This window comes from Pseudomonas sp. LP_7_YM (genome assembly GCF_004364435.1).
Lineage (GTDB): Bacteria > Pseudomonadota > Gammaproteobacteria > Pseudomonadales > Pseudomonadaceae > Aquipseudomonas.
Map to the genome: position 1 here is coordinate 192517 of NZ_SOCT01000004.1, position 17537 is coordinate 210053.

Annotated in this window: 19 protein-coding genes and 1 pseudogene; 12 read left to right on the forward strand and 8 right to left on the reverse strand. The window is 59.2% G+C overall.

The window, feature by feature from the left end; translation table 11 throughout:
• Positions 1-65: 65 nt before the first annotated feature.
• The 8 genes from urtE (at position 66) to EC915_RS12660 (ending at position 6941) form a co-directional block, all read left to right on the forward strand.
• A complete protein-coding gene (urtE, locus tag EC915_RS12620) occupies positions 66-764 on the forward strand; it encodes an urea ABC transporter ATP-binding subunit UrtE (protein ID WP_133750866.1) in 699 nt (232 codons plus the stop codon).
• An 86-nt stretch (positions 765-850) separates the two neighbouring features.
• On the forward strand, positions 851-1696 hold the full coding sequence (locus tag EC915_RS12625) for an urease accessory protein UreD (RefSeq protein ID WP_133750867.1): 846 nt from the start codon (positions 851-853) through the stop codon (positions 1694-1696).
• Positions 1697-1850: 154 nt separating this feature from the next.
• Positions 1851-2153, forward strand: a complete 303-nt coding sequence (locus tag EC915_RS12630) for an urease subunit gamma (RefSeq protein ID WP_081563993.1) — start codon at positions 1851-1853, stop codon at positions 2151-2153.
• 28 nt (positions 2154-2181) lie between these two features.
• Positions 2182-2733 carry a GNAT family N-acetyltransferase gene (locus EC915_RS12635; protein WP_133750868.1) on the forward strand — a complete coding sequence of 184 codons (552 nt, stop codon included), beginning with the start codon at positions 2182-2184 and terminating at the stop codon, positions 2731-2733.
• Between the two features lie 48 nt (positions 2734-2781).
• Positions 2782-3318, forward strand: coding sequence for a GNAT family N-acetyltransferase (locus tag EC915_RS12640; protein ID WP_133750869.1), 537 nt, complete (start codon positions 2782-2784; stop codon positions 3316-3318).
• Positions 3315-3620, forward strand: coding sequence for an urease subunit beta (locus EC915_RS12645; protein WP_133750870.1), 306 nt, complete (start codon positions 3315-3317; stop codon positions 3618-3620). The genes EC915_RS12640 and EC915_RS12645 overlap by 4 nt, the downstream gene beginning before the upstream one ends.
• 223 nt (positions 3621-3843) lie before the next feature.
• Positions 3844-5544, forward strand: coding sequence for an urease subunit alpha (ureC, locus tag EC915_RS12655; protein ID WP_133750872.1), 1701 nt, complete (start codon positions 3844-3846; stop codon positions 5542-5544).
• Positions 5545-5807: 263 nt separating this feature from the next.
• Positions 5808-6941, forward strand: coding sequence for a sensor histidine kinase KdpD (locus tag EC915_RS12660; RefSeq protein WP_133750873.1), 1134 nt, complete (start codon positions 5808-5810; stop codon positions 6939-6941).
• A 128-nt stretch (positions 6942-7069) separates the two neighbouring features.
• On the opposite strand, the gene EC915_RS12665 is transcribed toward EC915_RS12660, so the two are convergent.
• A complete protein-coding gene (locus EC915_RS12665; RefSeq protein ID WP_133750874.1) occupies positions 7070-7369 on the reverse strand; it encodes a chaperone modulator CbpM in 300 nt (99 codons plus the stop codon).
• A gap of 2 nt (positions 7370-7371) precedes the next feature.
• Positions 7372-8334, reverse strand: coding sequence for a curved DNA-binding protein (gene cbpA / locus EC915_RS12670; protein ID WP_133750875.1), 963 nt, complete (start codon positions 8332-8334; stop codon positions 7372-7374).
• A 296-nt stretch (positions 8335-8630) separates the two neighbouring features.
• Between cbpA and EC915_RS12675 the strand changes: the two genes are divergently transcribed.
• Complete coding sequence (locus EC915_RS12675) at positions 8631-9896, forward strand: Hsp70 family protein (protein ID WP_133750876.1); 1266 nt, start codon at positions 8631-8633, stop codon at positions 9894-9896.
• A gap of 216 nt (positions 9897-10112) precedes the next feature.
• Here EC915_RS12675 and EC915_RS12680 read toward each other — a convergent pair whose 3' ends face one another.
• Together EC915_RS12680 and EC915_RS12685 are read right to left on the reverse strand one after the other, a co-directional pair.
• Positions 10113-11123: an AI-2E family transporter gene (locus EC915_RS12680; RefSeq protein WP_133750877.1), complete on the reverse strand. Its 1011-nt coding sequence runs from the start codon at positions 11121-11123 to the stop codon at positions 10113-10115.
• Between the two features lie 190 nt (positions 11124-11313).
• Positions 11314-11604, reverse strand: a complete 291-nt coding sequence (locus EC915_RS12685) for a PsiF family protein (protein ID WP_133750878.1) — start codon at positions 11602-11604, stop codon at positions 11314-11316.
• Between the two features lie 152 nt (positions 11605-11756).
• On the opposite strand from EC915_RS12685, the gene EC915_RS12690 reads away from it, so the two are divergent.
• Positions 11757-12641: a DMT family transporter gene (locus tag EC915_RS12690; RefSeq protein WP_133750879.1), complete on the forward strand. Its 885-nt coding sequence runs from the start codon at positions 11757-11759 to the stop codon at positions 12639-12641.
• A 4-nt stretch (positions 12642-12645) separates the two neighbouring features.
• Here EC915_RS12690 and EC915_RS12695 read toward each other — a convergent pair whose 3' ends face one another.
• Both EC915_RS12695 and EC915_RS25275 read right to left on the reverse strand, forming a co-directional pair.
• Positions 12646-12882, reverse strand: a complete 237-nt coding sequence (locus EC915_RS12695; RefSeq protein WP_133750880.1) for a hypothetical protein — start codon at positions 12880-12882, stop codon at positions 12646-12648.
• Between the two features lie 60 nt (positions 12883-12942).
• Positions 12943-13147 (reverse strand): annotated as a pseudogene (locus EC915_RS25275) (triacylglycerol lipase); the annotation flags it as partial.
• Positions 13148-13372: 225 nt separating this feature from the next.
• Between EC915_RS25275 and osmE the strand changes: the two are divergent.
• The gene (gene osmE / locus EC915_RS12700; RefSeq protein WP_133750881.1) at positions 13373-13711 is read left to right on the forward strand and encodes an osmotically-inducible lipoprotein OsmE; all 339 of its coding nucleotides are present in this window, start codon (positions 13373-13375) and stop codon (positions 13709-13711) included.
• A gap of 271 nt (positions 13712-13982) precedes the next feature.
• Positions 13983-14516 carry a bacterioferritin gene (locus EC915_RS12705; RefSeq protein ID WP_133750882.1) on the forward strand — a complete coding sequence of 178 codons (534 nt, stop codon included), beginning with the start codon at positions 13983-13985 and terminating at the stop codon, positions 14514-14516.
• A 295-nt stretch (positions 14517-14811) separates the two neighbouring features.
• Here the strand turns inward: EC915_RS12705 and EC915_RS12710 are convergent, their stop codons facing one another.
• Both EC915_RS12710 and EC915_RS12715 read right to left on the reverse strand, forming a co-directional pair.
• Positions 14812-16878 carry an AsmA family protein gene (locus tag EC915_RS12710; RefSeq protein WP_133750883.1) on the reverse strand — a complete coding sequence of 689 codons (2067 nt, stop codon included), beginning with the start codon at positions 16876-16878 and terminating at the stop codon, positions 14812-14814.
• Between the two features lie 205 nt (positions 16879-17083).
• Complete coding sequence (locus tag EC915_RS12715; RefSeq protein ID WP_133750884.1) at positions 17084-17536, reverse strand: hypothetical protein; 453 nt, start codon at positions 17534-17536, stop codon at positions 17084-17086.
• Between the last annotated feature and the right edge of the window lies 1 nt (position 17537).

Consider the following 17537-nt stretch of genomic DNA (forward strand, 5'->3'; position numbering starts at 1 on the left):
TCTGGCTGTAGGAGCGTTCGATCGTTCCACGCAGAGCATGGGAACGATCACTGGGAGAATCGAACATGCTGCAAGTAGAAAAGCTTCACCAATATTACGGCGGCAGCCATATCCTGCGCGGTCTGTCCTTCGATGCGAAGATCGGCGAAGTCACATGCCTGCTGGGGCGAAACGGGGTGGGCAAGACCACTTTGCTCAAGGTGCTGATGGGCCTGTTGCCCGCCAAAGAAGGCGTGGTGCAGTGGGAAGGCCAGCCGATTACCCGCTTCAAGCCTCATCAGCGTGTACAGTCCGGTATCGCTTATGTGCCGCAGGGCCGGGAGATTTTCGGGCGTCTGACGGTGGAGGAAAACCTGCTGATGGGACTTTCCCGCTTCGGCGCGAAGGACGCCAGGGAAGTGCCTGCTTTTATCTATGAGCTGTTCCCTGTGTTGCTGCAGATGAAGCAGCGACGTGGCGGTGATCTGTCCGGCGGGCAGCAGCAACAACTGGCAATCGGCCGCGCCTTGGCCAGTCGCCCCCGCCTGCTGATTCTGGACGAACCCACCGAGGGCATTCAGCCGTCGGTGATCAAGGAGATCGGGGCAGTGATCAAAAAGCTCGCAGCCCGCGGCGACATGGCTATCCTGCTGGTGGAGCAATTCTACGACTTCGCCGCTGAACTGGCCGACCAGTACATCGTCATGTCACGTGGCGAGATCGTTCAGCAAGGTCGCGGCAAGAACATGGAGACCGAAGGCGTGCGCGGTCTGGTCACCATTTGACGCACCGATTTACGTGTTGTAAATGAGCATTGCGGGTCTGTTTTAACGCAGCGTCACCGAGCGCAGCCACTTTTCGTATAGAGCCTATGAACCTTCCTGCCCACACCGCCCTGTTCACCCCCAACTGGCACGCCGAGCTGGAGCTGGGCTATGGGCGTTTCGGTGACACCACTCGCCCGACTCAACGGCGCCACAAAGGTCCGCTACGGGTGCAGAAACACCTGTATGCCGAAGGCCCGCACGTCTGCCAGCACATCATCGTCCACCCGCCGGGCGGGATTGCCGGGGGTGATCGACTGGACATCAGCGCCAGCGTCGGTCCTGGTGCCTGGGCGCAGCTGACCAGCCCCGGCGCAGCCAAGTGGTACCGAGCGGCGAGCCCTGCCTATCAGCAACTGGATCTGAAAGTCGCTGCAGGCGCTACGCTGGAGTGGCTGCCGCAGGAGACCATCGTCTTCAGCGAGGCCAAGGCCGAACTGACCACACGCATCGAGCTTGAAGGCGACGCCCGGATGTTTTACTGGGATGTGGTCGCGCTCGGGCGCCCGGCCAGTGGCGAGCGTTTCGATCAAGGGCATTTTCAGGCGCATCTGAATATTCGTCGCGACGGCAAATTACTCTGGCACGAGCGCCAGCGTATCCAAGGTAACGACGGGCTGCTGGACTCGCCGGTCGGTCTTGGTGGCAAGCCGGTGTTCGCGACGCTCATCGTGAGCGGAGAAATCGATGTCGAACTGATGGAGCGCTGCCGCCAGGTGGCTGAGCATGCGCCCGTGCGCGGCGACCTGAGCCAGTTACCGGGGCTGGTCGTTGCCCGTTGTCTGGCTGAAGAAGCCCTGCATGCAAGGGCCTGGCTGATCGAATTGTGGAAGCTGCTGCGCCCTGCCCTGTTGGGAAGAGAAGCGGTGGCGCCGAGAATCTGGAGTACCTGACTTTGGGTTAGCTGAACCGAGGTGATCGCGAATGAGTCCGCACCCACAGGGATTTGATTCAACTGAGAGAAAGCGAAGTCATTCGAGAAAGATCGTTCAGGCAACGAAAATTTGAACAGGGCAACACCCCCAACCGATTTGAAACGGAAACAACATGGACCTGACTCCACGCGAAAAAGACAAGATGCTGATTTTCACCGCAGGCCTGGTTGCCGAGCGGCGGCTGGCTCGGGGTCTGAAGCTTAACTACCCGGAAGCCATGGCCTTTATCTCCGCGGCCCTGCTGGAAGGCGCGCGCGACGGACAGACGGTAGCGGAACTGATGCACTACGGCACCACCCTGCTGACCCGTGAACAGGTGATGGAAGGCATCCCGGAAATGATCCCGGAAATCCAGGTCGAAGCCACCTTCCCGGACGGCACCAAGCTGGTCACTGTGCATCAGCCCATTGCCTGAACCACCTTGCGGACAAGTGAAGACGAACATGACGTATACGATTCGTGACGCGCTGCTGACTGACATGCCTGAAGTGCTGGACATCTACAACGACGCGGTGCTCAACACCACGGCGATCTGGAATGAGCAGCCCGTGGACCTGGCCAATCGCCAAGCCTGGTTCACCGCCCGCCAGGCTCAGGGCTATCCGATTCTGCTGGCCGTCGACAGCGACGCTCGGGTGCTGGGCTATTCGTCGTTCGGCGACTGGCGCCCGTTCGAAGGCTTTCGCCATACCGTCGAGCATTCGGTCTACGTTCGCCACGACCAACGCGGCAAGGGGCTGGGTCCGTTGCTGATGAAGGCGCTGATCGAACGCACCAGGACCTGTGACAAGCACGTGATGGTCGCGGCCATCGAGAGCGGCAATAGCGCATCCATTCGTCTGCACGAGCGCCAAGGCTTCATCGTGACCGGACAGATGCCGCAGGTCGGCACCAAGTTCGGTCGCTGGCTGGACCTGACGTTCATGCAACTGGACCTGTCGCCCGGCGCTGATGCCCCACCCTCGCGAGCCCCGTCGCAAGCGTCTGAAAAATAAACCAGAGCAACCCTTAAGCCCTGATTCTTCTCTGCAAGGAAAGCCCACATGAATACTGCCCAGTTGCGACATGTCACCAGTGAAAGCTTTGCGCATTACCGCCACGGTCTGGCGGCGCTGTTGCTCGATGCCGTGCAGCGAGGCGCGTCCGTGGGCTTCATGGCCGATGTGGATGCCGATCAGGCCAGCCGTTATTGGGAAGAGGTGAAGACCCAGGTCGCGCAAGGCAACCTGCTGCTGTGGGTGGTGGTTCAGGAGGAGCAGGTGCTGGCCACGGTGCAGTTGGCGTTGTGCCAGAAGGCCAACGGCCTGAATCGCGCAGAAGTACAGAAGCTGCTGGTGCTGCATCAAGCCCGCCGCCACGGCCTGGCCACACAACTGATGCAGGCGGTTGAGCAGGCTGCCGTTCAGCACAAACGCGGGTTGCTGTATCTGGACACCGAGGCCGGATCCCCCGCCGAAGATTTCTATCGAGGGTTGGGTTATGAACTGTCCGGCAAACTCCCGGACTACGCCTGTAACCCGCAGGGCGACTATCACCCTACTGCCATTTACTACAAGTTACTGTCGAGGAAGAGCGCATGATTCCTGGTCAATACCAGATCCAGCCCGGCGAGATCGAGCTCAATGCAGGGCGCCGGACCATCACCCTCAGCGTTGCCAACAGCGGAGACCGGCCGATTCAGGTGGGTTCGCATTTCCACTTCTTCGAAACCAACGACGCCCTCACCTTCGACCGTGCCGCCAGCCGCGGCATGCGCCTGAACATCCCGGCGGGGACTGCCGTGCGCTTCGAGCCGGGGCAGGGACGGGAGGTCGAACTGGTGGATTTGGCCGGGTTGAGGCGAGTTTTCGGGTTTGCGGGAAGCATTATGGGCGACCTTTAACAGCAACAAGCTATGAGCCACGAGCAGCAAGACCCAGCAGCCCACAGCGCCTGCGACTCGCTTTACTTGTCGCTTGAAGCTTGCCGCTTCTACCTGATCGTTCCCACGCTCTGCGTGGGAACGCCTGACTGGACGCTCCGCGTCCGTTGTTGTGACGCACAGCGTCACGGGATGCGTTACCACGCAGAGCGTGGGAACGATCATTGAATCTCAAGGCATGCACATGAAAATTTCCAGACAAGCCTACGCCGACATGTTCGGCCCTACCGTCGGCGACCGTGTGCGTCTGGCGGACACCGAACTGTGGATCGAAGTCGAGAAGGACTTCACCACGTACGGCGAGGAAGTGAAATTCGGCGGCGGCAAGGTCATTCGAGATGGCATGGGCCAGGGCCAATTGCCGGCCGCCGAGGTCGTCGACACGCTGATCACCAACGCGCTGATCATCGATCACTGGGGCATCGTCAAAGCCGACGTCGGCCTCAAGGACGGACGCATCGCCGCTATCGGCAAGGCAGGCAACCCGGATATCCAGCCGGATGTGACCATTGCCATCGGTGCCGCCACCGAGATTATCGCCGGGGAAGGCATGATCCTCACCGCAGGCGGTGTCGACACGCACATTCACTTCATCTGCCCGCAGCAGATCGAAGAGGCGCTGATGAGTGGCGTCACCACCATGATCGGCGGCGGCACAGGCCCCGCCACCGGCACCAATGCCACTACGGTTACCCCTGGCAAATGGCACATGATGCGCATGCTGCAGGCCGCCGAAGCGTTCCCGATGAACATCGGCTTCACCGGCAAGGGTAACGTCAGCGTGCCCGAGCCACTGATCGAGCAGGTCAAGGCCGGTGCCATTGGCCTTAAGCTGCACGAAGATTGGGGCACCACGCCCGCGGCCATCGACAACTGCCTGAGTGTTGCCGACCAGTACGACGTGCAGGTGGCGATCCACACCGACACCCTGAACGAGTCCGGCTTCGTCGAAACCACGCTGGGCGCGTTCAAGAACCGCACCATCCACACCTACCACACCGAAGGCGCCGGTGGCGGACACGCGCCGGACATCATCAAGGCGTGCGGCTTCCCTAACGTGCTGCCGAGTTCGACCAACCCGACCCGGCCGTTCACCCGCAACACCATCGACGAGCACCTGGACATGCTGATGGTCTGCCATCACCTGGACCCGAGCATCGCCGAGGACGTGGCCTTCGCCGAGAGCCGCATTCGTCGCGAGACCATCGCTGCCGAAGACATCCTGCATGACCTGGGCGCGTTTTCGATGCTCAGTTCCGACAGCCAGGCCATGGGCCGCGTTGGCGAAGTGATCATGCGCACCTGGCAGACCGCCGACAAAATGAAGCGCCAACGCGGCCCGCTGCCGGGTGACGGCGAAGGCAACGACAACTTCCGCGCCAAACGCTACATCGCCAAATACACCATCAACCCGGCGATTACCCACGGCATCAGCCACGAAGTAGGTTCGATCGAAGTGGGTAAATGGGCGGATCTGGTGCTCTGGCGTCCGGCATTCTTCGGCGTCAAACCAACCCTGATTCTCAAGGGCGGCTCCATCGCGGCCAGTTTGATGGGCGACGCCAACGCCTCGATTCCGACGCCGCAGCCCGTCCACTACCGACCGATGTTCGCCAGCTATGGCAGTTCACTGCACGCCAGCAGCCTGACCTTCATCAGCCAGGCGGCATTCGATGCCGGCGTACCGGCGCAACTGGGGCTGAGGAAGCAGATCGGCGTGGTCAAAGGCTGCCGCAGCGTGACCAAGGCCGACCTCATTCATAACGATTACCTGCCTGACATCGACGTCGACCCGCAGACTTATCAGGTCAAGGCCGACGGCCTACTGTTGTGGTGCGAGCCCGCGGACGTATTGCCGATGGCGCAGCGGTATTTCCTGTTTTAAGGGGGCTGCGGGCACGTTTACGGAAGCGGTTGCGCGCTGTCGCTCAGCATTACACATCACCCAGCGGGAGTGAGCTTGCCCGCCAATACGTCATGTCAGTCACCTTCGATGTGACGGCCCAGGCGCATTCGTGAGCCCGCTCACTGCAACAGGTCCGCGTGATATTAATGAACCAAGCGTCCATTCCGTTGTTCTTCCGGCAACAACATGGCGTTAAGATGGCGGCACTTTTACTCAGCGCCATGCCAGCAAGGTTGTTCCCCATGCGTCTTTCCGACTTCATTGTTCAGAATGCGGACCGTATCGTCGATGAATGGGAAAGGTTCGCGGCTACGTTGACGCCTGCGGCGCAAACCCTGAGCAGTGCGGATTTACGGGATCACGCCAAAGCCATCCTTCTGGCTGCCGCGCGTGATATGAACACCGCGCAGACCAGGGCCGAGCAGATCGCAAAGGCCCAGGGCGAGGAGCTCGGTACAACCCCAAGCCTCGATCAGGCAGCAGCGAGCCACGGCGAATTACGGCATATCGTTGGCTTCGATCTGGTGCAGATGACTTCCGAGTTCCGTCATCTGCGTGCCACGGTGATCCGCTTCTGGACGGAAAGCCTGACATCGCCGCAGGGCGCCCACTTTACCGACATGGTCCGTTTCAACGAGGCCATCGACGAAGCCCTGGCCGAATCCACCGCCGTGTATGCCGAACGTGTGAATCGTTCGCGAGATATCTTTCTCGCCATTCTGGGTCACGACCTGCGTGCGCCACTGCAGGCGATCGGCATGTCTTCGGAAATCCTGATGCGTAGGGCAAGTATCAGCGAAGCGGACAGGGCCTTTATCCAACGCATCAAGAGCAGCGGTCGACACATGTCGACCATGGTCAGCGACCTGCTGGAGTTCGTGCGTACCCGTCTGGGCGCGACCTTGCCCATTGAACGTCAACCGATGGAAATGACCACTGCCTGCCGCGATGCCATCGATGCAGCCAGCGCCGGCCATCCGGATTGCGATCCCGTATTCACCATCTGGGGCAACACCCAAGGTGAATGGGATCGCGCGCGAATCGATCAAATGCTGCAAAACCTGATTGGTAATGCCTTGCAGCACGGCGCGGCGACACACAGGATCAGCGTCACGCTGATCGGTGGCGAGAATCACGTCAGCCTGTCTGTACATAACGATGGCGAGCCCATCGCAGAGGAAGCGATTGGCAGTATTTTCGACCCGCTGGTGCGCTCGCTCAACGCACAGGCAGGCACCCGCAATCCATCGACCAGCCTGGGCCTGGGCCTGTTCATCGTCAAGGAAGTGGTCAACGCCCACGGCGGGAGCATCACCGTGACATCGAATTTTGGGGACGGGACCACATTTACTGTGGTGTTGCCGAAGAAGGCCTGACGCTAACGCCCATCGAGCTGTTGGTTCTGGCCGAAGGCCGTAGGCGCAAGCTTGCTCACGATCTGGCGCGCAACGGCAGTAAAACCGGCCAACGCCGTTGGCCTGATATAGAACGTGCCCCGATTTGCTCAATCCTCGACAAAGCGCCCCAGCCGCTGCTTGAGCATGCGATTCTCAGACCGCACTTGCTCAAGCTCGTCCAACAGATTCAATGCCAGTGCCACGCCATCCCACTCCATCGCCAGGTCGCGATGCAGCTTGACCGCACGCTTGGCGACCGAAAGCGAATAGGTATCGAACAGCCACTGATCCGGCCTCACGCCCTGGGGTTCGACGATGCCGTGCTCGACGAGCTCGATCACGTAGGCGACCGGCATATCGATTACCTGACAGAACTCTTGCATGTCTACGACCAGGGTGTTGCTCATGATCAGTTACTCCATTGAGCCCTCGGATCGAAAGCGGCCTTCTCGGCCAGTGTTTTCCACAGGGCCTTGGTAGCATCATCGGTGGACTTGGGCATGACGATCTTCAACTGTGCGAAGAGGTCACCGCGCTGGCCCTGTTTGTTCAACAGACCGTTGCCCTTGACGCGCAATCGCTGGCCGCTCTGGCTGTCCGGACGAATGGTCAGGTTGATCTTGCCGGTCAGGGTCGGAACAGCGACCTTCGCGCCCAAGGCGGCCTCCCACGGTGCCAGCGGCACGGTGATGATCAGGTCATGGCCTTCGACGTCGAACCTGGGGTGCGGCGCCAGACGAATGCTCAGGAACAGATCGCCATTTTCGCCACCGGCCATACCGGGCGCGCCCTGCCCCTTGAGACGGATACGTTCGCCATCGGTGACCCCGGCCGGAATCTTCACGTTCAGGGTTTTGGTGATATCCGCCATGCGCTGGCCGCTGGCGCCGTGCTGCGGCACCTTGAAGCTGATCTTCTTCGACTCGGTCGAGAGGGTTTCCTCGAGGAAGACCGCCAATTCCATTTCCACATCCTGTCCTCGACGCCCCGTGCTGCGCGCACGTCCGCCCTGCTGACCGCCTCGATTGCCGAAAATCGAACTGAAGAAGTCGGAAAAATCCCCGTTCTCGAAGTTGGCGCCGCCGCCGAAGCCTGGCCCTGCACCCGCACCACCACGCCCCTGCCAGCCCGGAGGCGGCTGGAAACGACCCTGCTGGCCGTATTTGCGGATGTCGTCGTACTCCGCGCGCTTCTCAGGATCGCTCAGCGCTTCGTAAGCCTCGGAGGCCTCTTTGAATTTGTCTTCCGCGCCAGTCTCTTTGCTGACGTCGGGGTGATACTTGCGCGCCAGCTTGCGATAGGCGGTCTTGATTGTCTTCTCGTCCGCCGTCGGCTCTACGCCAAGAATCTTGTAATAGTCTTTGAAGTCCATCTAACGGTCACCCATTCCGGATCATCCAGCACAACTGCGCTCCGCATCATCGAATGAGAACGTCGACCGCGCTGAATGTTGCAAGGTTATCGGCACACAGCTTCACGAGCTTGAAACAGTTTCCAAACCGGCCATGTGCAATGAGAGTTGCCTGCAAGATTGGGGGTGTTGCCCCAGGATTCAAGGTGCATGTTTAAAAACGACATACCTGGACAGAAAAACCCGACAGCGCGCTACGAATTCCCCGCGCACTCGCATACACTGCGCGGCCGTTTTTTTTAACCGGAACGTAAAACATGAGCACCCCAACCCCAGCCCGTGCCGTCGGCATCGATTTCGGCACCTCCAACTCCACGGTCGGCTGGCTGCGTCCCGGAGCGCAAACGCTGATCGCGCTGGAGGACGACAAGATCACCCTGCCTTCGGTGGTCTTCTTCAATATCGAAGAGCGCCGCCCGGCCTACGGTCGCCTGGCGTTGCACGAATACCTCGAAGGCTATGAAGGCCGGCTGATGCGCTCGCTCAAGAGCCTGCTGGGCTCCAAGCTGATCAAGCACGACACCAGCGTGCTGGGCACGGCCATGCCGTTCAAGGACTTGCTGGGGCTGTTCATCGGCGAGCTGAAAAAGCGCGCCGAAGCCGCTGCCGGTCATACGTTCGAGCAGGTGGTACTGGGCCGTCCGGTGCATTTCGTCGACGACGATGCTGCCGCCGATCAGGAGGCCGAAGACACGCTGGCCGAGGTGGCGCGCAAGATTGGCTTCAAGGATGTTTCATTCCAGTTCGAACCGATTGCCGCAGCATTCGACTACGAGTCGACACTGGAGCGCGAAGAACTGGTGCTGATCGTCGATATCGGCGGTGGTACGTCGGACTTCTCGTTGGTGCGCCTGTCGCCGCAACGGCGTCTGATCGAGGACCGCCAAAGCGACATCCTCGCCACCGGCGGGGTACACATCGGCGGTACCGATTTCGACAAACAACTCAGCCTGCAAGGCGTAATGCCGCTTTTCGGCTACGGCAGCCGGATGAAAAGCGGCGCCTACATGCCCACCAGTACGCACATCAACCTGGCGACCTGGCACACCATCAACTCGGTGTATTCGCAAAAGTCGCAGCTGGCATTGGGCAGCATGCGTTACGACATCGAAGATACGCAGGGCATCGATCGCCTGTTCAAGCTGATCGAGCAGCGCGCCGGGCACTGGCTGGCGATGGAAGTGGAAGAAACCAAGATTCAGCTCACCCATGCTGAACATCGCCTGGTGCCGATGGACCGCGTCGAAGCCGGGTTGAGTGTCGATCTGACGCGCAAGCTGTTCGAATCGTCAATCGACTCGCTGCTGCAGCGCGTGCGTGAAAGCGTGACACGCCTGTTGAGCAATGCAGGCGTGGGCGTGACCGACGTCGACACCGTGTTCTTCACCGGTGGCTCCAGCGGCATCCCCGCACTGCGCAACAGCGTCGCAGCCATGCTGCCCAAGGCACGGCATGTGGAAGGCAATATCTTCGGCAGTATCGGCAGCGGTCTGGCGATCGAGGCGAAGAAGCGCTACGGCTGAGGGGCACAATACGCCTCTGACTCTGCCCTGATCGTACCCACGCTCAACTTGGGAATGCCGGCCAGAACGCTCCGCGCCCTATCGACGCCAAACGTCGTCACCGCGTGCCCACGCAGAGCGTGGGTACGATCATCAAGGCATGACCCGATACTTGAGAGAAAGCCAGGACCTGTAGGAGCGAATGAACTCGCTTGCACAGGGGTTAGGCGACGCCTGTCAAACCAGCTCGACCTTGCGCAGCTCACTCTTTAAGTACGCGTAATAGATCGGCCCCGCCACCACGCCCGGCAGGCCGAATGCCGCTTCGAAGATCAACATGGCCAACAGCAACTCCCACGACTTGGCGCTGATCTGCCCGCCAACGATGCGCGCGTTGAGAAAGTACTCGACCTTGTGGATCACGATCAGATAGCCCAGCGCCGCCAGCGCTACCCAGATCGACAGCGACATGCCGACGATGAAGATCAGCGTGTTGGACATCAGGTTGCCCACTACCGGCAGCAAGCCCAAGAGGAACGTCAGAACGATCAGGGTTTTGGTCAACGGCAGGTGCACACCGCACAACGGCAGGATCACAGCCAGGAAAATCGACGTGAACGCCGTGTTCAGCAGCGAGATTTTGATCTGCGCGAAAACAATGTTGCGGAACGCCTGACTCAGCAGATGCAGACGCTCGAACAGCGCCGCCGCCAGTGGCTTGCGTTTGGTGACGTCGGGAATGCGTTGCAGCGCGATGATCGCCCCGAGCACCATGCCGATCAGCAGCGTCACGAACATATGCGCGGCACCCTTGCCCAGCAATTGCAGCTCGCCAATGTGTTTGGTCAACCAGGCGCTGAGGGAGACCTGAAACTCGGTGGCACTGGCCGGCAGATACCCGTCGATGAACGGCGGCAGCTGCCCACGGGCGCGGTCCACCAGAATCATGAATTTATCCAGCGACGCCCCTGGGTTTTCGGCTTCATGCAGAACAAAACTGATCGCACCGGCAAACAATAGCGCGAGCACGCTGACCACCAGCGTGCCCAGCAGTGCCACGGCCAGCCAACGCGCGCGTTCACCTGCGATCAGGCGTTGCAGCTGCGGCGTGAGCATGTCGACCAGTTCGTACACCAGCAAGCCTGCGAGCAGGCTGGGCAGCAGTTTGAGGGGTAACACCAGAAGCAGACCAACGAACACAAGAATGCAGCTGGCCAGATACACATGACGCGGCGAAAACGTTGGCATACAGCCTCAAAACGAGCGGTTTGAAAAGACGGGCAGTCTGCCAGCGTTCTGAGTCGAGAACCAGCGATGTAAGGGGCGCAACGGGATCAACAGCAGGAACGCCGCGATCACAATCGGCAGCACCCGCTGCAACCGCAGGCATTAGACGGGGTGGGCATCCTTCCCGGACGCCCGACCCGGACGCGGAGAATTATTTCTTCTTGAGACAATCGCTCATAAACGTCTTACGGGCATCCCCTTTGAGCGATTGAGTGCCGGCGCTGACATTGCAGGTTTTCATCTTCTCCTGCTGGGTGGCTGCAGGCGCTGGCGCAGCCTTCAGACAGGTACTCATGAACGCCTTGCGATCATCGCCCTTGAGGGATTTCGCCGAAGCGTTGGCATTGCAGGTGGTCATTTTGTTTTGCTGTGCAGTTGCGGCGAAACCTTGAGCACACATCAACAAGCCCATGACCAACAGAGGAACACGCAGCATTTTCATCGACCTTTCTCCGGAAACGCCGCGCATCCGCGCAGCTTTCCACGCAGTGTAGCCAAGAATGTTTCGGCATATGTCGTGGAAACGCCCAGACAGGGTAGACGTCGGTCCGGACAAGCCGATAATGACGCCTCACTTTTACTGTCGGTTTTTCCATGCAATACCTGTATCCCCTGCTCACCGTCATGATTTGGGCGGGCAACAATGTCATTTCCAAAGCCGCCGCCGGGCGCATCTTTCCCGCAGAGATCGGCTTTTATCGCTGGTTGCTGGCAGGCTTGCTGTTCACGCCGTTTCTGCTCGGCCCGGTGCTGCGCAATCGCGCGGCGATCAGGCCCATCATCGGCAAAGTCGTGGTGCTGGGTGTGTTGGGCATGGCGGTCTATCAGAGCCTGGCGTATTACGCCGCCAACATCACCACTGCGACCAACATGGGCATCATTCTGTCGCTGGTCCCGGTGATGACCCTGGGCATGTCCATCGCCAGCCTCGGCACGTTACTAACCGCTGGCGCGCTGGTAGGCGCACTGGTGTCGTTCGCAGGGGTATTACTGGTGGTGTCGCAAGGGAGCTGGACGGTACTGATGGCGCATGGGGTCAATCTTGGCGATGTGACGATGCTGGTCGCGACACTGGCCTATGCGACATACAGCACGTTACTGAAGAAATGGCAGCTGCGCATGCCGCCCCTGCAGTTACTGTATCTGCAGATTCTGGTGGCGATCATCACACTGTTTCCGCTGTACCTGCTGTCGCCCAAGACCGGGCTCAATGCCAGCAATATTGCACTGGTGCTTTATGCCTGTATTCCGACGTCGATGATTGCGCCGCTGCTGTGGATGAAGGCCATCGGTATGCTTGGCCCGAGTCGCACGACGCTGTTTTTCAATCTGGTGCCTGTTCTTACCGCGCTGATTGCTGCTCTGGCACTGGGCGAGCATCTGGCGTCCTATCACTTCATCGGCGGCGCGCTGACGCTGGGCGGTGTGGTCCTCGCTGAACGCTGGACCACACCGCTGCGCAAAGCCGCGATCAGTTGAAGCTTCAGATCTCGTCGCGATTTTCCGCGCTGTGAATCGACACGTCGGTGATGCCCGCAACATGAGGCAGATCGACAAGCGGATTACCAGCGCCGAGCGGATCATCATCCAGCGCTACGTGATGTTTTAGCGCCAACTCGTGCACGACTTCGATGATCGGCACATCCAGGTTTTCAATTACATCAACATGGTGTTCACCGGCGAGGGTGTACTCAATTTCATAAAGCTCTTTATCGCTCATCGCACTACTTCCTTAATGACCCCCAATGGGTCGACTGATCACGAACTGCGGCTCATAACGTCAAAGGCCGGCACCTTTAAGGCGCGCGGCGTGCTCGAGAAACAACCCTATGGGATTGGCCCCTTTACCCACCGAACCAGGATGCTGGTTGACGAGACGGTCGGGCATAAAGTCATCCCCCGATGACCGTGCCCGGGCGCGAGCTGTATCTCCCGACCATGCCATCAGATTGACCTCGCTGTTTCATGAACGTGCCAGCAAATATTCATCAGGCGAGATGAGTGGCATAAACGGGTACATTCATGCGCCAAAAACGCCGATGAACACCGGCATGTGCGGGGCCCCTTTCTCGATCCTGATTGGAATCGTTCATCACCCAGGATGAAAACAGGGTAATGCCCCATCGCCATCTTTTAATCGAACTCTTTCAGCCGATAAACGCTCATAACTGCAACGGGCCACCAATGGCCTCTTTCCGGAGTGAGCGGTTATGTACAAACAATCCCTGGCAGTAGTGTTCGCAATGGCCGCGCTGGCTGGCTGTACTTCCAAGACCCTGCAAAATCCCGTCGATTACGCGACTTATCGCAACGAGCCGCTGGTCAAGCAAATCGACGAAGGCATGACTGAACAGCAAGTTCTGACCATCGGCGGCGAGCCCTCCACCCGCGTGCACCGTAAGGTTCACCCAGGCACCTGCAACAATTACGTCCTCAACAAGGATGGCCATCAGCAGGCGTACTACGTGACCTTTGGCGCCAATGATCGCGTAGACAGCAAGGGCTTCATGACCTGCGAACAGCGTGAAGCGAACGAAAAAGCGATGTAAACGCTTACCTTACGTGGGAGCGAGCTTGCGCGCGAAGGCTCAAGCCCGGCGGCACGAATTGTCATGATCGACGTCGCCCGGAGCAAACTCGCTCCTGCTGAATCCGATGCGGCAGAATGCCACGCTGCAGCGGCCAAAACAGATAAACTTTTCAGCGCGCAAGACACTCACACCTTAAGACCCGATCTCACCGAACGCCGATCAGGCAGCATACGACCGGCGCATCAAGAGCGAGACGGCGAGAAAACCGGATTAGTCCTGGAGATTAAAGATGAGCGATGTGCAGCAATTAACCGATATCAGCATTTTGCGCGAACGCGCGCGTCACAACATTGAAAATGGCGCCGTGACCGAAGGCTATAACGCCGACCGTGAAGAAATCCTGCGCCTGCTCAACGCCTCGCTGGCCACCGAGTGGGTTTGCGTACTTCGTTACAAGCGCCACTACTACATGGCCAAAGGCGTCAAGGCTCAAGTAGCCGCAAAAGAATTCCTCGAGCATTCCGAGCAGGAAGCCGAACACGCCGACAAACTCGCCGAGCGCATCGTGCAGTTGGGCGGTGCGCCGGAACTGAACCCCGACCTGCTGTCGAAAAACTCTCACGCGCAGTATGTAGCGGGCAACACACTGAAAGAGATGGTCAGAGAAGACCTTATCGCCGAGCGTATCGCCATCGACAGCTACCGCGAGATCATTCAATACATCGGCGAAAAAGACCCGACCACGCGCCGGATCTTCGAAGAAATCCTCGCGCAGGAAGAAGAACACGCCGACGACATGGCGGACATCCTCGACGGGCTGTAATACTTGCCGGAAATGCAAAGCCAGGGCTCATGCCCTGGCTTTTTTGTGGGAGATGTAAACCTGCGAGTGCTTTTACAGCGCGATAAACCTCGTAAGCGCTGACTAGCGGACGAACGCCGTAAACGTAAATCCGACTACGCCACAAACCCTGTGGGAGAAGTCGGAGGTTACGACGGCTGCGGACGCGGTGGATCAGCTGCGCCTCTTCAACTGAACCACTGCATTGGCCACTGTCGCACAGCTGGGAAGCTCCCAAAGGTTAAGCGGCGCTTGCGCGTTTTCGGCTTAACGCGTGCTATTTCACTGTCTTGGGTGCCTTGCCCGAACGCATCTGTTCCAGTAACGGCGTGCATTGATTGGGCTCTTCACCACTCGGCGCGATCAAGGCCAGCAGACCGGCAACAGGCCCCACGGTCGCACCCAATATCACCATGCCTGCACCGCGCAACAGCAACGGCCCGGATTGCACCCCAGCACTTGGCTTGACGAACGGTCCGCGCACATAGAGCGGTGAACGCAAGGAGAACACACGGAAGCCCTTGGACTCCGGGGTAATCTTCAGGTCCATTTGCTCAGTCTTCATATTCGCGGTGCCACTGATATAGATGATCGCGTTCTCCGTGTCGAACGCGAACAGCTTGGCCGTCGCCAGACCGTCCTTGATGCCGAAGTCAGAGGCTGCGCAATTGATCTTGACGTTCTTGTCGCCAAACAGCGTACCCACGACATAATTACCCACGTTCAACCCGGCAATTTCCATGAGGTCACGGCTGATGGCACCGTCGTTGACCAACATTTTCACTTCACCATTGGCCGTACCCAGCAGCGCCGCAACCGAGTTACCTTTGCCGCCGATATCCGCGTCGCCATTCAGTTCACCAAAGCTGGTCTTCATCGGCTCGAAGGTCGGGAACAACTGCTTGAGTTTGAGGTTACGCGCACTCAGTCGGGCACGCCCGTCCAGCGGGTGGGAGTGGCCGTCGAGCTTGATATCGGCGTCCAGTTTGCCGCCAGCCACGCCGAAGCGCAGAGGCTGAAGGCTAAGCTGGCCGTTATTGAGCACCACATGCGTATACAGATCGGTAAACGGCAACTCCGCACTCTGAACGATGCGCTTGCCAGTGAACTCGACATCCGCGTCCATCGCGCTCCAGCGATCAGTCTTGAACTCCTCGACCGGTAACACTTTATCGGCAGGCTGCTTGCTTTCGCCGCCACGGTTTTTCTGCTCGGCATTGGAGTCGGCGCCAATCAGCGGCTTGAGGTCAGCCATCAGCAATTGATTGGACACCAGCGCACCGCTCAACTTGGGCCGTGGCTGCCCTGCCACAAAGCCCAGATCGCCATGAATGTCGCTGTTGCCGATCTTGCCGTTGAACCCCTTGTACTGGAACGACGCCCCGGAAGGTTCATGCAGTTTGGCAATCAGTCGGCCGTCGGTGGAATAAGGTGGCGAGTCGGGCAAGGTCACGCCCGTCAGCGGATACAGATTGCCAAGGCTGTCGCCCGACAATTTCAAACGCAGGTCCAGCTCGCCAAGGTTCTGGGGATCGGTAACGGTGCCTGCTACGGAGACCCGGGTATGCCCTGCGCTGACGTCGGCCTGTACCGGGAAAGGCAATGCGGCATCCTTGAGAGCGAGCAACCCGCCCACCTTGCCACTGCCATCGAGCTTCTGGCCGTGATACTGACCTTTGGCCGTAAAACCAAACGCGTAATCCTGTGCCGATGCACCCTTGTCCTGAACCTTTTTCGCTTCGCCGCTGCCGACGATGTCGCTGAACGGAATCGGCTTGCCCAATGGATCAACCACCACCTCGACCGAAGTATTGATCTTCTGGTCGTTGTAGCTGACGAAGCCTTTATCGAAACCGATAGAACCGATGTCGACCACCCAGTTTGAAGGCTTGGCGTTCGGATCACTCTTGGGCAGGTCGAACACCCAGTTCGCACGACCATCGGCCAGACGCTCAATCCTGGCGTTGGGTTCGGTCAGATCAATACGCGGAATCACCACTCGCTGGGCCAGCAAAGGCAACGGCGAAAGGCGCATGTCCACACGCTTGAGCGTCACCATTTGTGGGGTTTTCGACCACTGCGGGTTGCCCAGGGCAATGTCCTCGGCAGACAGGTGCGGCCAAGGCACCCACGCGCGCCAACCGCCCTCATCCGGCTCGCGGCGCCAATGCACCTCAAGGTTGCCGTTGATGGCGAACGGTCGATGCAGTTCGGCAGAGACCTTTTCATTGATGGTCGGCTTGAGCCGGTTCCAGTCGAAAGTGGCGATCACGATGATCAGTACAACCAGCAACAGCAGCAGAATGCCAACTGTCCAGGCGAAAATCTTGCGGCCTCGCGTCATTGCGTTTCTCCCCTTATACCGACGCCTCATCCCGAGCGCGTCCAACACGTGTTAGCCTTTTCGACTGACAAAAGCGCTGGGGGTTTGATGAAATCAGGCAGTCGGCGTGCGAAAAGTTCCGCATGCCCGGTTTGCACTGCTGGGGAGCCTCGCGTGAAAATCCTGCCTTCTGGGCTACAGACCACGTCTGACAAGGGCTGGAGGGTCAATCATTTCCGTCGATGGTCACCATCGGCCCTTTGAACTTCTTTATGAGTGGGAGGCCGATAAAATGGGTTTCACGTTCATCCCCCACAATTTTCATGAGCATCACCCTATGAAACACCCACTCATCGCCTTCACTTTTTGCTTCCTGGCCTCGGGCGCGTTCGCCATGCCAGCCAGCGAAGAACCCTTGTTGGGCGGGCTGCATGACACCCGGCAGTCTGACCTGCCAGTCTTTGCACAGCACAGTTCGAGCCGTTTGATCCATCAGCGTGTCGCCGACAATGGTCCTGATCGTCTGGTACAACAATATCAGCGCGTGTCCTGAGCCCTGCGAGCAAGCAATGACAACGACAACGCCCGGCCCTGATGCCGGGCTTTTTCGGTCAGATGGCCACCAGGAAGCAACACAGGTTCGACGCAGCGCAAACGCATTTGCTAGAGTGCTGCCCATT

What these genes read in the sequence shown, in the direction of transcription:
- EC915_RS12630 (WP_081563993.1), top strand. Translation starts at nt 1,851, where the DNA reads ATGGACCTGACTCCACGCGAAAAAGACAAGATGCTGATTTTCACCGCA.
- EC915_RS12715 (WP_133750884.1), bottom strand. Translation starts at nt 17,536, where the DNA reads ATGGGCAGCACTCTAGCAAATGCGTTTGCGCTGCGTCGAACCTGTGTT.
- EC915_RS12625 (WP_133750867.1), top strand. Translation starts at nt 851, where the DNA reads ATGAACCTTCCTGCCCACACCGCCCTGTTCACCCCCAACTGGCACGCC.
- osmE (WP_133750881.1), top strand. Translation starts at nt 13,373, where the DNA reads ATGTACAAACAATCCCTGGCAGTAGTGTTCGCAATGGCCGCGCTGGCT.
- EC915_RS12695 (WP_133750880.1), bottom strand. Translation starts at nt 12,882, where the DNA reads ATGAGCGATAAAGAGCTTTATGAAATTGAGTACACCCTCGCCGGTGAA.
- EC915_RS12685 (WP_133750878.1), bottom strand. Translation starts at nt 11,604, where the DNA reads ATGAAAATGCTGCGTGTTCCTCTGTTGGTCATGGGCTTGTTGATGTGT.
- EC915_RS12675 (WP_133750876.1), top strand. Translation starts at nt 8,631, where the DNA reads ATGAGCACCCCAACCCCAGCCCGTGCCGTCGGCATCGATTTCGGCACC.
- EC915_RS12645 (WP_133750870.1), top strand. Translation starts at nt 3,315, where the DNA reads ATGATTCCTGGTCAATACCAGATCCAGCCCGGCGAGATCGAGCTCAAT.
- EC915_RS12640 (WP_133750869.1), top strand. Translation starts at nt 2,782, where the DNA reads ATGAATACTGCCCAGTTGCGACATGTCACCAGTGAAAGCTTTGCGCAT.
- ureC (WP_133750872.1), top strand. Translation starts at nt 3,844, where the DNA reads ATGAAAATTTCCAGACAAGCCTACGCCGACATGTTCGGCCCTACCGTC.
- EC915_RS12705 (WP_133750882.1), top strand. Translation starts at nt 13,983, where the DNA reads ATGAGCGATGTGCAGCAATTAACCGATATCAGCATTTTGCGCGAACGC.
- cbpA (WP_133750875.1), bottom strand. Translation starts at nt 8,334, where the DNA reads ATGGACTTCAAAGACTATTACAAGATTCTTGGCGTAGAGCCGACGGCG.
- EC915_RS12690 (WP_133750879.1), top strand. Translation starts at nt 11,757, where the DNA reads ATGCAATACCTGTATCCCCTGCTCACCGTCATGATTTGGGCGGGCAAC.
- EC915_RS12665 (WP_133750874.1), bottom strand. Translation starts at nt 7,369, where the DNA reads ATGAGCAACACCCTGGTCGTAGACATGCAAGAGTTCTGTCAGGTAATC.
- EC915_RS12660 (WP_133750873.1), top strand. Translation starts at nt 5,808, where the DNA reads ATGCGTCTTTCCGACTTCATTGTTCAGAATGCGGACCGTATCGTCGAT.
- EC915_RS12710 (WP_133750883.1), bottom strand. Translation starts at nt 16,878, where the DNA reads ATGACGCGAGGCCGCAAGATTTTCGCCTGGACAGTTGGCATTCTGCTG.
- urtE (WP_133750866.1), top strand. Translation starts at nt 66, where the DNA reads ATGCTGCAAGTAGAAAAGCTTCACCAATATTACGGCGGCAGCCATATC.
- EC915_RS12680 (WP_133750877.1), bottom strand. Translation starts at nt 11,123, where the DNA reads ATGCCAACGTTTTCGCCGCGTCATGTGTATCTGGCCAGCTGCATTCTT.
- EC915_RS12635 (WP_133750868.1), top strand. Translation starts at nt 2,182, where the DNA reads ATGACGTATACGATTCGTGACGCGCTGCTGACTGACATGCCTGAAGTG.